The organism is Metabacillus niabensis, assembly GCF_902829255.1.
GTDB lineage: Bacteria > Bacillota > Bacilli > Bacillales > Bacillaceae > Metabacillus > Metabacillus niabensis.
Genome location: NZ_CADEPK010000019.1, coordinates 18,693 through 34,154 on the forward strand (window position 1 = coordinate 18,693; position 15,462 = coordinate 34,154).

Sequence of the window (15,462 nt, forward strand, 5' to 3'; positions counted from 1 at the left end):
CCTTTCATATATTCCCCTTTACACCTACGCCTATATATGTGTAACCTAAATCGACCAATCTGTTACGATCAAGCGCATTTCTGCCATCAAAAATGACCGGTTTGTTTACTTTTAACTTAATCGCTTCCCAATCGAGGTGTATTAGCTCCTTCCATTCTGTGACGAGGATAATCGCATCTGCTCCTTCTATTGCGCCTATCGGTGTTTGCGCGTAATTAATCATGGGGAAAATTCGTTTTATCTGATCAATTCCTTTAGGATCATAGGCTGACACAATGGCGTGATTTTGAATAAGATATTCGATTACTCGTAGCGAGGAGGCTTCTCTAATATCGTCTGTTTCTGGCTTAAACGTTAAGCCTAAAATAGCAATATGCTTATTCGTTAAGTCTCCTAGTGTATTTGCCACATTTGTCATAAACCATTCAACCTGGGAATCATTTACGCTTTGTACTGCTTGAAGAATTTGAAATGGAACGTGATTTGCTGCTGAAAATGCTAATAATGCTTTAATATCTTTAGGAAAGCATGAACCTCCAAAGCCAATACCCGCTTGAAGAAAATCTGGACCTATCCGCTTATCTAGCCCCATACCTTTTGCTACATTTGTTATATCGACATTTAAATTCTCGCACAATCTTGCCAGTTCATTAACAAACGATATTTTCGTTGCTAAAAAAGTATTTGAAGCATATTTAATCATTTCCGCGTCGTTTAGCGCTGTAAATAAAATTTTCGATTGAAAATCGTTATATAAACTGTTCATTTTCATCTTCGCTCGGTCATTTTCACATCCTAAAATAATCCGATCTGGCTGTAACGCATCTTTTAACGCTCTACCCTCTCTTAAAAATTCAGGATTTGAAACAAGATCAAATGGGATATCCACATTTCTCTTTTGCAATTGGGAGAATATAATTTCCTGAACCTTCTTCCCTGTGCCTACGGGAACTGTACTTTTCATAATGATTATTTTATAGTCATCGATAAATGTTCCAATCGATTGTGCCACTTGCTCAACAAATGAAAGATCTGCCTCACCAGATGGTAATGATGGAGTGCCGACAGTGATAAACACATATTCAGCTTGTTTGAGAGACTTCCTAATAGATGTTGTAAATGATAGCTGACCAAGTTTCAGCTGCTGCTTCATCATATCTTCCATACCTGCCTCATAAAATGGAAGATATCCTTGTGATAGAAGCTTTACCTTCTCTTCGTTATGTTCTACGACTACTACGTGATGACCATAAGCTGCAAAGGCGACACTTGTCGTCATTCCAACATAGCCCGCACCTATTACGGCAATATTCATTTTTCCCCGCTCCAATCCAAGTTTATCTATCGTATTAAACTTCCTTATCTATTTTTCGTTTGCTTGAATCCTGTTTAAATAATCTAGTACTTCATCACGTAAATCATCTCGCTGTAAAGCAAAATCAATTGTTGCTCGAATAAACCCTAGCTTATTTCCGATATCATATCGCCTTCCGTGAAATTGATAGGCATAAACGGCTTGGCGCTCATTTAATATTCGAATCGCTTCCGTTAACTGTACTTCACCACTAGAATCTGGAGGTAGTGTATTTAAAATTGAAAAAATTTCCGGTCTTAGGATATAGCGCCCTAAAATCGCATATTGAGATGGCGCCTCTTCTTTCTTTGGTTTTTCGACCAATGTTTCGATGTTTAATATATTTTCGTCTATCTCACTACCCTTTGGTTTAATAATCCCGTATTGAGAGACTTCATCTTCTGACACCTTTTGAACGCCAACAATCGAGGAATGATACCTGTTGAAGACTTCAATTAATTGCTGTAAACAAGGCTTTTCTGACATCACGATATCATCACCTAATAGAACAGCAAAAGGTTCATTGCCAACAAATGATCTTGCACAATTAATCGCATGTCCTAAACCCTTAGGTTCCTTTTGACGAATATAATGGATATTTGCAAGATTCGTAATTTTTTGCACCTCATGAAATAAGCTTAATTTATTCTTTTTCATCAAAGCATCCTCTAGTTCATATGTTTGATCAAAATGATCCTCAATCGAACGCTTACCACGCCCGCTAATGATAATAATATCCTCAATCCCTGAAGCAACTGCCTCCTCCACGATATATTGAATCGTAGGTTTATCAACTATCGGCAGCATTTCTTTCGGTAATGCCTTCGTTGCTGGTAAAAATCTTGTCCCTAATCCAGCTGCTGGTATAATCGCCTTCCGTATCTTCATTCAAATTCCCCTCATAATACAATTAAATTTTTCAACTTATTTATTTTTATGAAAGTCACCTAAAAATGTATGGTGGTTTATCCTATACATAAAAAAATAGGTAGATGATAGCTACATTTAATAAAAAACAAACTAGCACAAATGTTACTTGGGTTTATAAGTAGTCAAACGTTTTCAAAGAATGGGTATTCCTATATCAAGAAGAAGCCTCAGAGACGTTCTAAAGAAGAACAAGCATTCACCTAAACCAACTAATTAAATAAATACATGTAAAATAGTTTAGTTGTCCTATACAAATATTTTCCTTTCTCATAGGTTAATTAAAAGTATGCTCCAGTGTAAAAAACCACCTTCTATCAATTACAAAAAGTACTTTCTTGCCTGCACTTATTTTTTCATTATTGCAACTATAGAAATGGCGTAATTTATTCTGGTGTCACTACTTTAATATTTATGGCTGGAGGTATATCGTGGAAAATACAATGATTATGCCATGGGAAGAGGATCCGCTTCAGGAATTTTATGTACCGGATTACATTATTCAATATGCCCATCAGGTTCTCGAAGCCTATGATTTTTCTGTTCATAGTATGAATGTCGTAACGACAAAGTCAGATAAAGGCGGGGCCATTTGGAAAATGGAAACGAATGCCGGTCCGAAAAGCTTAAAGCTATTACATCGAAGACCTGCAAGAAGCATGTTTAGCCTTGGCGCTCAAGATTATTTAGTACATCAACAAAATGCGAAAGTCCCACCAATTATCAAAACGAAGGACGGTAGCAGCTATGTCGAAGCTGGGGGAAAGCTATGGTTTGTCGCGGAATGGATTGAACCATTAACCCCTGTATCAAAAGATTTAACAGGGGCAAAGCACTTATGCCATGCACTTGGCGAATTTCACCGTTTAAGCAAAGGGTATGTCCCTCCACAGCATTCCGAAATTGCCTCAAGAGTACTGAAATGGCCGAAAAATTATCAAAAGGTTATTAATAAAATGGAATGGTTCCGTAACATAGCGATGGCCTATCAGGAAATGCCTGCAAGCTCTTACCTATTACAAGTTTTAGATGGCTTTGAGCAACAAGCAATAGCTAGCTATGAAAGATTACAAGCTTCAAGCTACACTGAGTTAGCACAGCTCGGAAACGAATACTGGGGACTTGTTCACCAAGATTATGGATGGTCAAATGGACAAATGGGTCAGGATGGCATGTGGATTATTGACCTAGATGGTGTTGCCTATGACCTGCCAATCCGTGATTTAAGGAAGCTTATTTCCGGCACAATGGCTGATTTATATCGTTGGGATACAACTTGGGTAAGAGAAATGATTTTAGCCTATCATGAAGCAAATCCAATTTCACCACAGCTATATGATTTACTAATGATCGATTTATCCCTTCCAAACGAATTTTATAAAAACATTAAAGAAGTAGTCTATGAGCCTGAATTATTTTTAAATGAACAGACTAGAGCCTTAATCCAAACAATTGTTGATACCGATCAAACGAAATGGCCTGTATTAGAAGAAATTCAACATGATTGGAAGGGAGTAGAACAAACATGAACATCTTAATGATTTGTACCGAGAAGCTGCCTGTCCCTCCAGTACTAGGTGGAGCTATTCAAACGTATATTGCTGGTAGTCTTCCATATTTAAAAAATGCTCATACGATTACCGTTCTCGGTGTTAATGACCCATCTCTTCCCGACGAAGAAACAATTGATGGTGTTCGTTATGTCCGAATTCCTGGTAAAGTTTTTACCGTTTATCAAGAAGGAGTCACACAATATCTTGAGACAAACGAGTTTGATCTGATTCATATTTTCAACCGTCCAAGACTTGTCCTCCCTGTTCGACAAGCAGCACCAAATGCCAAAATTACATTGAGTATGCACAATGATATGTTTTCTCCAGAAAAAATTAATCCTGAAGAAGCTGCTTTAGCACTCGAAGAAGTCTCAAATATCGTAACAGTTAGTGATTACATCGGCAATGAAATAAGTAGATTATTTCCACAGGCAGCGACAAAGGTGAAAACGATTTACTCTGGAGTAGATACAGAGCAATTTTTACCAGGTCATCACCCAAAAATGCGCCAAGTGAGAAATGAGCTTCGCAGAGCAAATGGATTAGAAAACAAAACGGTTCTCTTATTTGCTGGAAGACTATCACATAATAAAGGTGTAGATCGCTTAATTCGTGCCCTTCCTGAGCTTTCAAAACGTTTTAATGATCTAGCTTTAGTCATCGTTGGAAGCAAATGGTTTAGCCAAAATGATGTAACCGATTATGTTGCTTACATTCGCTCCTTAGCAAATCGCTTGTCAGTACCAGTTGTCACAACAGGATTTGTCGCACCTAACGAAATTCAAAATTGGTTTGCTGCTGCCGATTTATTCGTATGCACATCAGTTTGGCAGGAGCCTCTTGCACGTGTCCATTATGAAGCAATGGCTGCAGGGCTACCAATTGTTACGACAGCACGTGGTGGAAATCCGGAGGTTATTCAATTAGGAGAAAATGGGCTCGTTGTTGAAAATCCAGAAGATCCGAATAATTTCACAGAAGCTATTTCTAAAATTCTTTCAAATAAAGCTTTAATGAAACGAATGGGGGAAAAGGGAAGAGAATTAGCCCTCACATTATACCAATGGGATCGTGTCGGCTCTGAAATTCTTGATGTTTGGAATCATGCTACATTGTCGCAATCTACAGCTCCAGTGCCAGCAGCTAATAAGGTTACTAGTATTGAAAAATATCGAAATGAACAGCGTCCAAATAAAACAACAGCTAAAAAAGCAACAGCCAAAGAATCTGCGACAAATAAAGCAACAGCTAAAAAAGCAACGGCCAAAAAATCCGCGACAAATAAAGCAACAGCTAAAAAAGCAATTGCCAAGAAAAATACCGTACAAACAGAACAAAGAAGTAAGCAACCAAGCAAACTAGTCGAACGCACCGTAGCTAATCTTGCCAACTCTACTCCAACTCCTACAAATCAAAATCAAAGTGGCACTAACCGCCAAAGCTCTTTAAACAAGAAAGTTCTTAAGTCATTCCTACAAGAAATGCTTATAGCATCTACAAAGCAATCACTTGAAAAACTTGCACGACCATCTAAATAAGGAATCACATAAAATAAGCGGGATGAATCTTCATCCCGCCATTTCATTTAAGCCCTCACTCAAAATTCCCATCTTTATCAATTGAGCTTTCACTTCATTATAATCTAAAAGGAATCTTCTCTTAATCGATTAATTAGTTGCTTTCTTAAGCTGTTCACTCGCTCACCTGTGCTAGCTTCAGCCTCCTCAGAATCTTCTTCCAAACCTTCGTTCACTTCTTGTTCCAAATCGTCCTCTTCTTCATTCTCTTCTACTTCTACGTCATCATCTACTTTGTCTTCTTCGTCTTCTTCAGCATCGTCACTTTCATATTCAACTTCTACTTTTTCACCATCAATCTCTAATGAAACATTACTACCAGCAAATAAATTATCTTCCTCAAGTGCATCTAAAAGGAATCTTAATGCTTCTTCAGCTGATACACCTTCTGATAATCCAACTTCCTCGTGAAATTCAACCTTAAGTTCAAACTTTTTTATTCCCTTTGCCATCCGTTTCCCCTCCTACATATGATTAATAGTTTATAACTCAGACTTAGTTTATGACGCGAATTTAAAATGGTATAGTACAGCTTCCTCATGCAGTTATCATTCATTTAAAAGTTCACTACTTTAGTAGCCAAAATGATTTCACCTTCATTGCTTCTAGCGATATTCTTACATTTATCATTATTTTCTTTTGCATAATAGGTATTGGTTCATACACATGCCTTCGCTTTTACATACATTAATTTAAAGACTTTACTATCTATAGGAAGGAGACCAATTATGACATCATCTATTAATTATTGTAGTGCCCTACAATCATTACCTTCTGGATCAGAGGTTACAGTTCATACGAAAGATAAAAGCTATTATAATACAATTTTCAAAAGATATTATCCAAGAACAAATACAGCCCTAATTGTTATCGATCCGTTTTATAGCCTTGGTGGTTATCCAGTTTTAATCCCTTGTCATGAAATTGTTTCGATTGATTTACCTAATTCAATACAGGGAGTTTCTGATGAGGATGAATAATCATCAAGCAACACCCTCATTACGCTTTCGAAAGTCACATTTCTTCCATCGAGTTGAGAGACAATGAAAATCGTTGTAACAGGTGCAGCAGGATTTATCGGCTCCCATTTATGTGAGCAATTACTAACAGATAGCCGGAATGAGGTTGTAGGTGTTGATACGTTTATAGGACCGACTCCCCCTCCACTTAAGAAGCTTAATCTAACGAATCTAGTTAAATCCCCCTCTTTTCAATTTGTTAACGACGACCTTTTAACGATTGATTTAGATGAACTATTAAAGGATGTAGATGTCATCTATCATTTAGCTGGGATACCAGGAGTTCGTTCTAGCTGGGGAAGGGATTTTGACCCATATGTAAGGAATAATATTGTTGTTACACAGCGACTGTTAGAGGCAGCAAAAAATAAACGCATTAGTAAATTCATTTATGCTTCTACTTCATCTATCTACGGTGAAAAGGATGGAAAAGTGGCTGAGAATTCTTTACCTACTCCACTTTCTCCGTACGGAATTACGAAATTAACTGGTGAGCATTTATGCCATGTATACCAAAAAAGCTTTAACCTCCCGATTATCATTCTCCGCTTTTTCACTGTTTATGGACCTAGACAGCGGCCAGATATGGCTTTTCATCGTTTTATTTTGCAAATGATAAAGGAAGAGACATTAACAGTATTTGGAGATGGATTACAATCAAGAGACTTCACCTATATTAGCGATTGTGTTAATGGGATTGCTAATGTTTTACACAAAGATGGCTTAATTGGAAGAACATTGAATATCGGAGGTAAAGAGAGAGCTACAATCAATGAAACAATTTCGATTCTCGAGAAGTTACTAGGAAAGCGAGCAAACATACAATATTCTGGTAACATCAGCGGGGAACCAAAGCATACATGGGCAGATATTTCATTAGCCGAGAATCTACTGGACTATAAGCCAAGATGGACGTTAAAGGAAGGATTACAAAAGGAAATTGAGTATATCCGTTCTGCCTATTCTATCTAATAATATGTGAGAATATGAAACTCAATCTACCTATTAGCTTAAAACAGATGACAAAGTATGCACTTAATACGTCTATGAGACTTAAAGGAAATGATACAATTGAAACTAGCCTTTATTTGTACAGAAAAGCTTCCCTCTCCCGCAATAAGAGGAGGAGCCATTCAAATTATGTTAGATGGGATTATTCCTTATTTCCAAAACCATCAAGTAACCATTTTCTCGATTACCGACCCTAAGCTCTCAAATCAAGAAACAGATGGATTTATTCAATATATACGGTTTCCTAGGGAAAACTATGAAATGGATGTAGCGAATGCACTTAAAAACCAATCCTTTGATTTAATTCATGTATTTAATCGCCCAAATACGGTCCATCTATACAAGGCAGCATCACCAACAAGTAAATTTGTCCTCAGTCTCCATAATGATATGTTTTCAGAGCTGAAGATGACAAAGGAAGAAAGCCTCCGGGCACTGAAACATGTCGATGCAATTACTACTGTTAGTCAATATATTAAACGAACGGTCACATATCGATATCCACAATATTCTCATAAAATATATGTATTATATTCAGGAGTCGATTTGACAAAATTTACGTCTATTCATGAGAAACAAGGCCAAGTGCTACAAAGAACGCTTCGACAACGCCACAAGCTTTCAGGCAAGCAGGTTGTTCTTTTTATTGGGAGATTAAATAAAACAAAAGGACCCCATTTATTAATTAAAGCACTTGAAGAGCTTATTCCTAAATACCCTCATATCTGTTTAGTCATCGTTGGAGGGAAATGGTTTAGTGAAAATACTGTTGATGACTATGTACATTCTTTATATACATTAGCAGAAAACCATCGTGACCATATTTACTTTACGAACTATATTCCATCAGACGAAATCCCTCTTTATATGACAATGGCAGATCTATTCGTTTGCAGCTCACAATGGCATGAGCCTCTAGCACGTGTTCATTATGAAGCAATGGCAGCTGGACTTCCAATTATAACAACGGACCGCGGCGGCAATGCAGAGGTAATTGCTCACAAGCATAATGGCTATGTCATTTCCGACTACGATAATCCACAAGCTTTTTCTCAAGCAATCGATTATCTTCTTTCAAACCGAAATAAAGCAAAACAATTCGGTCTTGCTGGACGAAAAATCGTTGAAGAGCATTTCCAATTTCATCATGTAGCAGAAAGATTAGAAAACATTTATGTAACTAGTCTAAATTCATAGGGACAGTCCCCACATTTTTAATGTGGGGGTTGTATCTTCCAATCATTTCTTTTTATCCTATTTATATGTAACACTACATCCATAGGTTTTTTGCTAAAAGCTATACAAAAAGCAGGTGAATTATTGTGAAATACATAATTGTTATAACGATTGTAATGCTACTTTTGCTTGGGTGTAAGGCAAATAACACTTCTGAAATGATATCTGAACTAGAGAAACCTAATGATAATCGAACAATGAGCGGAGTCGTTTATTCAGGAATTGAAGGAAAGTGGTTACTTCTTAATGTAAAATCACCTCCTGATTTATCAAATTATGATTTAGAACAAGTGAAAAAAGAATTTAAAGACATTATCCAACTTTATAATTTGAACAGTAGAGTTCAATCAGGAGATAAAATCACAATCTGGTATGATTATATTAGAGAGTCTTATCCTCCGAAAACAAAGGTATTGAAGTATGAAAAGATAGTCGATAAATAATTGATTTATTCATTCTTATTATTAAAAATTTTTAATACATAAAGAGGCATTGCTACAAACAATGCCTTTTCTATTTGTTCCAATATTTATTTTTCAATTACACCCGAGGTACTTTTATCCCTTCGATTACAAATGTGTGGGAATACGTACGATTTGCATAAAGTGTGTATTCTGGGTGTGTTTTCTGTCCCCAGCTGTCATCTCCGCCAACTCCCATTTGCTTATGATTGATTCTTACAACAACCTTATGTGTTTCCGGTAGCTTATAACAATGAGAAGCCTCTTCTAATTCAAAAGGAGTGTATGGAAGAGCATTGATTTCAAAGGTTGGCTTTCCGGTAATCTTTAAGCCAATTCCATCTGCATTTAATAATGTCGCCCATCTAACCTCTGTTTTATTTCCACATTCCTGTGGTTTTAAATATGGGACGAATTGGTCAACTACTTTCCCACTATAAATATCAATTTTTGCTCCAGTTGCCCGATCCCAGTAGGTTTCAAACGGACCTTTCCCATACCATGTGATCGTATCAAATGTCTTATCCATTGAGAGCATGACACCTATTTCAGGAATTTCTGGCAACCCCTCACCTGGAATCAAGTTTTGATGGATTTCGATTTTGCCCTCGCCTGTAATTGTATACGTAATGTTACAGAAGGACGGAGTCGAAGTAGGGAGCATATATTCAGTAGAAATCGTTGCAGCATAATCTGTAATATGATACGTAAAGCTTGTTAATCGTCGTTTTACTCCTGCCTTTCTCCATGTTGCACTTCTTTCATTTAGCCTATTCCCACGATCGTTATCAGTCATCGCTCGCCAAAAGTTCGGCATTAGCGCTGACTTTATAAGGTCAACATCCTCATATTCGTATGATTCAATGCTTCCGGTTTCTTTATTAAAGCTAACCGTAAACTGCTCACTCTTTACTAATAATGAATCTGTCTCATCCTTTACTTCAAGAGCTGGGACATGACGTTCAATATTGATAATTCTTACGCCATCCTTTGGTAAACCAAATTGCTCGAACGCTATTTCATGTCCTTCCTCTGCCCACAATGTGTCTTCCTTAAGAAGAAAAGCCAAATTCAACAGACATTCTTCACCAACAATATCTGTAGAAGGTGTCAAATAGTCAATTCTAACAATTTTAGACGTTCCAGGAGCAACATCAATATTTTGCAAGCCACTTTCAATCAATTCCCCATTTTTCATGAATTCCCAGCTTAACCAAAATTGATTTAAATTTGTAAATAAATACTTATTTGTTACCTCAATGACGCCTTCTTTTACATCGATAGCTTGAAAGCTTATATTTTGATAGCATTTTTTCACTTCATATAATTTCGGGGAAATCGTTCCATCTGCAAAAATTAAACCATTTCCTGAGAAATTTCCATCATTCGGTGTATCACCAAAATCACCACCATATGCTAAAAATGGAGTGCCATCCTCCGTATATGTTTTAAGTGCTTGATCCTTCCAATCCCAAATAAACCCACCTTGCAAAATCGGATACCGATCAAATAACTCTGTATACTTTGAGAGATTTCCACAGGAGTTTCCCATTGCATGGCTGTATTCACAAAGAATATAAGGCTTCCTTTTCGTATTATGTGTTTGTTTTGCGTAAGCCTCGACCTCGTTTGGAGCAATGTACATCGTGCTTTCAATATCTGATGCAGCCTCTGTTGCCCGATAATGGTAGACTCCCTCATAATGAATAATTCTCGTCGGATCCTTTTCTTTAAGAAATTCATACATTTTCAGAAAATTATCGCCACCAAAGGATTCATTTCCAAGTGACCAAATGACGACTGATGGATGATTTTTATCTCGTTGAAACATTGAATTGCATCGGTCAAGAACATTTTCTGTCCATTCACGCTTACTTCCCGGAAGCGCAGTTCCCTCGCCAACTTGACCGTATGTCCAGGAACCGTGTGTTTCTAAGTTCGTCTCATCTATTACGTATAAGCCATATTGATCACATAGCTCATACCAAAGCGGATGATTCGGATAATGGGAAGTTCGAACAGCATTAATATTATGCTGCTTCATCAATTTTATATCATGAACCATATCGTCATACGTTATCGCTCTTCCTCTTTCTGCCGCAAATTCATGACGGTTCACACCTTTAAAGACGATGCGCTTCCCATTGATTTTCATTAATCCATCCTTTATTTCAAACGTACGAAAACCAATTTTACAGCTTTCGGTTTCAATTATCTGTCCAGCATTATCTTTTAATACTAATACAAGTGTATATAAATTAGGCTGTTCTGCACTCCACTTTAATGGGCTATCGACAAATGTGGAGAGAGTTGCCTCAAGATGCAGTTGCCCATTGCTTTCAATTTTTGTTTCAAGCTTGTTTTTTAATACGCTTACATTTTCTTGATTATAAAGAATAGCCTCAAGTGTAACAACGCCATGATTTTGTGCAAAATAATTAACTAGTTTCGCACTTATCGTTAGTTCCGCATCCTGATAGTTATCATCTAAATTTGTTTGAACAAAATAATCAAATATATGTAAATCTGGGGTGGAATATAAATAAACATCTCGAAAAATCCCACTTAACCGCCAAAAATCTTGATCCTCAAGCCAGCTGCCATCACACCACCTGTATACTTCAACCGCTACTTTATTTTCTCCATCAATTAAATATGGGGTAATATCAAATTCCGCGGGTGTAAACGTATCTTCGCTGTACCCGACAAAATCACCATTTATCCAAACATAAAAAGCCGATTCAACACCTTGGAAGCTGAGATAGACAGGCTTATCTTTCCAATCTTTACTAATCGTAAAGATGCGAACATATTGGCCAACAGGATTATACTTTGTTGGAGCAAATGGTGCCTTTATCTCCTCTTTTCCTTCCCAAGGATACCTTACATTAGTGTACTGTGGGTAATCGTAGCCCTGTAGCTGCCAATGTGAAGGAACGGCAATTTCTTCCCATTCACTACAATCAAAATCCCTTTCGTAAAAGGAGCGATTTCTTTTATCTGGACTTTCAACAAACGAAAATTTCCACATTCCATTTAATGATTGGAAAAAGCTTGATTGCTGTTTGTTCCCTGCTAGTGCTTCTTTAATCGTATTGTACGGCATTAATGTTGCATGTGCTTCCACTCGATTAATTTGAAAAATCTCTGGGTTGTTGTTCCATTCAGGATATCCATTACTTGGTGGTGTGTACTCGAACTTCTTTAACTGTTTAAGCATCGAACGATTCCTCACTTTTAGTAGATTCTTTTTTAGGAACAATTTGAAAACCTAGTACATTGAAACTATATTACAATATTACTCTGTATGATTATACCATATTTTACAGTTAAACCTCCTATTAGAAGGGGAATTCCCCTCTTTGCGAAGAAAAAGAAAGCCTCAGTAAATCATGTTAATGGCCGTAATTTTGCTATTAACAAAAACCCCCTTCTCGATTATTAATTACTAATATCCGTAAAAATGGAATACTACATAGTGAAATGGGAAATAGGTAGAATTTGAGCGTCTCTCTTGCTAACTACTATTTGTGAGCTTACACCCCACAAGAAGAACACATATATTTTCTATCTTATATTAAGGCTCTTTAACAATTTGGTGATTGGAGCAAAAGACATGGATCGGTATCAAAGAGAGAACCAACATGCCTGACACCGAGGAGGAACTCAAGACATCAATACCTAATGCGAATATAAACAACCAAATTTAACAGCCGAAATATAAAAAAAGGAAACCTTTCACAGGTTTTAATCGTATATACAATTATTAGCAATTGTTATCATGATAACGAGATTTTGTTAAATAATTCTGATAAAATAAAGAGTATCTAATAATGTACTTTTTACAAAAAGGTGTTGTAAAGCTAATTGTTGATTTTTTAGTCCCTTGATTAATGAAGAGATACTTGAGAAACCTTAAGGAGAGGCGTGTCAAAGGGTGATCCGACACGCACTAACACCGCGAAGGCTCCGTGACAGCCCGCGAAAGAAAGAAATTAACAACAAAGATTAACAACGCCTACAAAAAAAGTGAGGGTGATTGAAATTGACTGGCCTTGTTGCAGTTATTTTAGTTTTTTCTATTCCAATCATTGCGATTATTACTAGCCATTTGGAGAGCCAATCAAAAAGAAAGCATAAAATGATTAAGGAAGAGCTAGAATTAGAAAAACTTAAGCATGAAAACTTTAAATTGGAAACAGAAAAAATGAGACTTGAGCTTGAACAAATGAAAATTGAAGATTCATCCAACAAATCTAATATCCTTTAATAAATCTTCCAATCGGAGGATTTTACTTTTATTTATATCTAGTTTGTGCCTTCTGTTAAACTTACAAGCTGATTTCTTTACATGTGATTCGCTTTCTGCAGAAGAGCTATTCTCCTTATACACGTTCTTCTCCTGCTAAATCTCACGTTTCCGCTAATCAGCATTGTAAGAATATCAACCTCAAGCTTTAAAACTGCTTTAAATAAGATTGGGACATTATTATTTTTGGAGGGTATTATGACATTTGCCATCATTCTCGTTATCTTAATTGGGATTTTAGCGCTTATTGGAACTTTATTGTTAGGTGGCAAGGGTGATCATAACTATGATGAGCAAACGAAAGGAAATATTTCACGTTTATCATGGATTTATATTCTTCTAGGTATCGCTATCGTTATTGCATTTGCAATTTATTTGTTTTAATAACGCTCCTAGAAGCCATTATTTCACTAAAGATCACCTTTTGAAAACGCATTCACAATATGTTCACAATTATCTCGTAAAAACGCTTTCATTTAATGAGTATATTATACTATAATAGAATCAAATAGAAGATCATCTAAGGAGAGACTAAATATGAAACATTTCGTTTTTTTAATTGATACAGGAAATGAAACAATTGAACATAAAATTAATGCATCAGGAATGACAGATGCTGTAAAACGAATTAAAGATATTCAAAAAGATTTGAAGAAAAATGACCATACAAAATTAAAAATAAAATTTAAGGGCGTTATTTATGGAAACGCTTACTAGTTCATTTACCTTTAAGGATGACGATTATCATTGTCATCCTTTTTGTTTGTCTACTTACACATCGATGTTTACACCGTGTTGGCTCATCATCCCCCGCTAATAGCGAAATCAAGCAAAACAACAAAAAAGTAAGCAAAGATTTCGAAAACAGGAAATAAAAAAACAGCGCCACTGTTCATTTGGGCACTGTTCCTTTCATCTTACAGCTCAGCTTGCTTTTCCTCAGGATTCACTTTTTTATTTGCGAGGATTTTATTCATTTTTTGATAATACCCAGTGAATGAAATTAACGCAATTAACGTCCCAGTAAAAAATGGAAGAAGAAACGTAAACATCGTTAAGCTAATATATAAAATTACGGCAACTCCGATGAGCATTAATATATTCGTAATTGGGTAAACAAGCGATAAAAAGAACGAATTTTTAATACTTGTTACAAAGGTCAATTCCGAATGTACTGTGTTTGAAAAGAAGGACAACGTGAAAAGAATTAAAAATAGTCCGGCAGCTAAAAATAGAGAACTAATGAACACATTTACTTGTGAAAAATAATAAAAATCAAATCCCCATATTATCCAAAGTAATGTGAAAACAATTCCTCCACATAAGCTTCTTACATAGTTTTCTTTGTAAAAACCCCAATATGATTTTACTAAAGGAACATCTGTCTCCCCCATTACCCATTTTCTTACTACACCAAACATTGCAGTCGTTGCTGGGAAAAACAAGAAGGGTGATAAAACAGCAATCGTCAAAATTATCGTAAACGCAACTGATAAATCATCGGCTAGTAAAAGTGATAATAGCAAATAGCAAATAGGAATATTAAACAAAACCCATAATATATTAATCACGGATAATCTCATGACCCATTCAAATACTCGATTTAGTCCACTCATCATTTCTGTCATCATTTCATCCCGCTTTCATTATGCTTATCATGAAAAGTATTTCACGTCTATTATAGCATAAAGCGTTTCCATATAGTGAGTTTTCTATAGTTTGATAGATTTTGGAAAGTCATGAGTGCATGTCTAGATAGGATAAATGAGCATTTTACCTGTTATTTTTCCTCCTCATATACTCAATTGTTTCCTTAATCCCTTCCTTATAAGGTGTTTTTGGTATCTTTCCAATCTCATTTTCATACTTTTCTCCTGATAAAACGACAGGCTCTTCGCTTAAATAAAACATCTCGACTACCTCCCGCATATCCTTGCTAAATAGACCGAGAAATTGAATCATTGCTTTTGTAACAGTCGAAACCTTCCTATGATAGTTAACCGTTTGTCTTAATA

General features: G+C 36.2%; 14 protein-coding genes and 1 pseudogene. 9 read left to right on the plus strand and 6 right to left on the minus strand.

What is annotated here, in order from left to right; all coding sequences use genetic code 11:
• Window positions 1-4: 4 nt before the first annotated feature.
• Both HU235_RS04095 and galU read right to left on the minus strand, forming a co-directional pair.
• Entirely contained in the window at window positions 5-1,330 is a 1,326-nt protein-coding gene (locus HU235_RS04095) for a UDP-glucose dehydrogenase family protein (protein WP_325100931.1), read from the minus strand.
• A 33-nt stretch (window positions 1,331-1,363) separates the two neighbouring features.
• On the minus strand, window positions 1,364-2,242 hold the full coding sequence (gene galU, locus HU235_RS04100; RefSeq protein WP_174879405.1) for a UTP--glucose-1-phosphate uridylyltransferase GalU: 879 nt from the start codon (window positions 2,240-2,242) through the stop codon (window positions 1,364-1,366).
• A 482-nt stretch (window positions 2,243-2,724) separates the two neighbouring features.
• Here galU and HU235_RS04105 point away from each other — a divergent pair, with 482 nt between their 5' ends.
• Window positions 2,725-3,810 carry a CotS family spore coat protein gene (locus tag HU235_RS04105; RefSeq protein ID WP_370877231.1) on the plus strand — a complete coding sequence of 362 codons (1,086 nt, stop codon included), beginning with the start codon at window positions 2,725-2,727 and terminating at the stop codon, window positions 3,808-3,810.
• Window positions 3,807-5,372 (plus strand): glycosyltransferase family 4 protein, encoded by a 1,566-nt coding sequence (locus HU235_RS04110; protein ID WP_174879406.1) that lies wholly within the window; start codon window positions 3,807-3,809, stop codon window positions 5,370-5,372. Before HU235_RS04105 ends, HU235_RS04110 begins: the two co-directional genes overlap by 4 nt.
• Window positions 5,373-5,476: 104 nt before the next feature.
• On the opposite strand, the gene HU235_RS04115 is transcribed toward HU235_RS04110, so the two are convergent.
• The gene (locus tag HU235_RS04115) at window positions 5,477-5,863 is read right to left on the minus strand and encodes a hypothetical protein (RefSeq protein ID WP_174879407.1); all 387 of its coding nucleotides are present in this window, start codon (window positions 5,861-5,863) and stop codon (window positions 5,477-5,479) included.
• A gap of 276 nt (window positions 5,864-6,139) precedes the next feature.
• Here HU235_RS04115 and HU235_RS04120 point away from each other — a divergent pair, with 276 nt between their 5' ends.
• From HU235_RS04120 to HU235_RS04135, 4 genes are all read left to right on the plus strand, one after another.
• Window positions 6,140-6,391, plus strand: coding sequence for a hypothetical protein (locus tag HU235_RS04120; protein ID WP_095299936.1), 252 nt, complete (start codon window positions 6,140-6,142; stop codon window positions 6,389-6,391).
• Window positions 6,392-6,454: 63 nt separating this feature from the next.
• Window positions 6,455-7,402 (plus strand): NAD-dependent epimerase/dehydratase family protein, encoded by a 948-nt coding sequence (locus HU235_RS04125; RefSeq protein WP_174879408.1) that lies wholly within the window; start codon window positions 6,455-6,457, stop codon window positions 7,400-7,402.
• 99 nt (window positions 7,403-7,501) lie between these two features.
• On the plus strand, window positions 7,502-8,638 hold the full coding sequence (locus HU235_RS04130) for a glycosyltransferase family 4 protein (protein WP_174879414.1): 1,137 nt from the start codon (window positions 7,502-7,504) through the stop codon (window positions 8,636-8,638).
• Window positions 8,639-8,763: 125 nt separating this feature from the next.
• Window positions 8,764-9,120, plus strand: a complete 357-nt coding sequence (locus HU235_RS04135; RefSeq protein WP_174879409.1) for a DUF3221 domain-containing protein — start codon at window positions 8,764-8,766, stop codon at window positions 9,118-9,120.
• 97 nt (window positions 9,121-9,217) lie between these two features.
• Here HU235_RS04135 and lacZ read toward each other — a convergent pair whose 3' ends face one another.
• Complete coding sequence (gene lacZ, locus HU235_RS04140) at window positions 9,218-12,358, minus strand: beta-galactosidase, LacZ type (RefSeq protein ID WP_174879410.1); 3,141 nt, start codon at window positions 12,356-12,358, stop codon at window positions 9,218-9,220.
• 825 nt (window positions 12,359-13,183) lie between these two features.
• Between lacZ and HU235_RS04145 the strand changes: the two genes are divergently transcribed.
• From HU235_RS04145 to HU235_RS04155, 3 genes are all read left to right on the plus strand, one after another.
• Window positions 13,184-13,408 (plus strand): hypothetical protein, encoded by a 225-nt coding sequence (locus tag HU235_RS04145; protein WP_095298729.1) that lies wholly within the window; start codon window positions 13,184-13,186, stop codon window positions 13,406-13,408.
• Between the two features lie 237 nt (window positions 13,409-13,645).
• Complete coding sequence (locus tag HU235_RS04150; RefSeq protein ID WP_095298727.1) at window positions 13,646-13,831, plus strand: hypothetical protein; 186 nt, start codon at window positions 13,646-13,648, stop codon at window positions 13,829-13,831.
• Window positions 13,832-13,984: 153 nt separating this feature from the next.
• A complete protein-coding gene (locus HU235_RS04155; protein WP_174879411.1) occupies window positions 13,985-14,164 on the plus strand; it encodes a hypothetical protein in 180 nt (59 codons plus the stop codon).
• Window positions 14,165-14,364: 200 nt separating this feature from the next.
• On the opposite strand, the gene HU235_RS04160 is transcribed toward HU235_RS04155, so the two are convergent.
• Window positions 14,365-15,075, minus strand: coding sequence for a YesL family protein (locus HU235_RS04160; RefSeq protein ID WP_174879412.1), 711 nt, complete (start codon window positions 15,073-15,075; stop codon window positions 14,365-14,367).
• 145 nt (window positions 15,076-15,220) lie between these two features.
• Window positions 15,221-15,462 (minus strand): annotated as a pseudogene (locus HU235_RS24855) (short chain dehydrogenase); the annotation flags it as partial.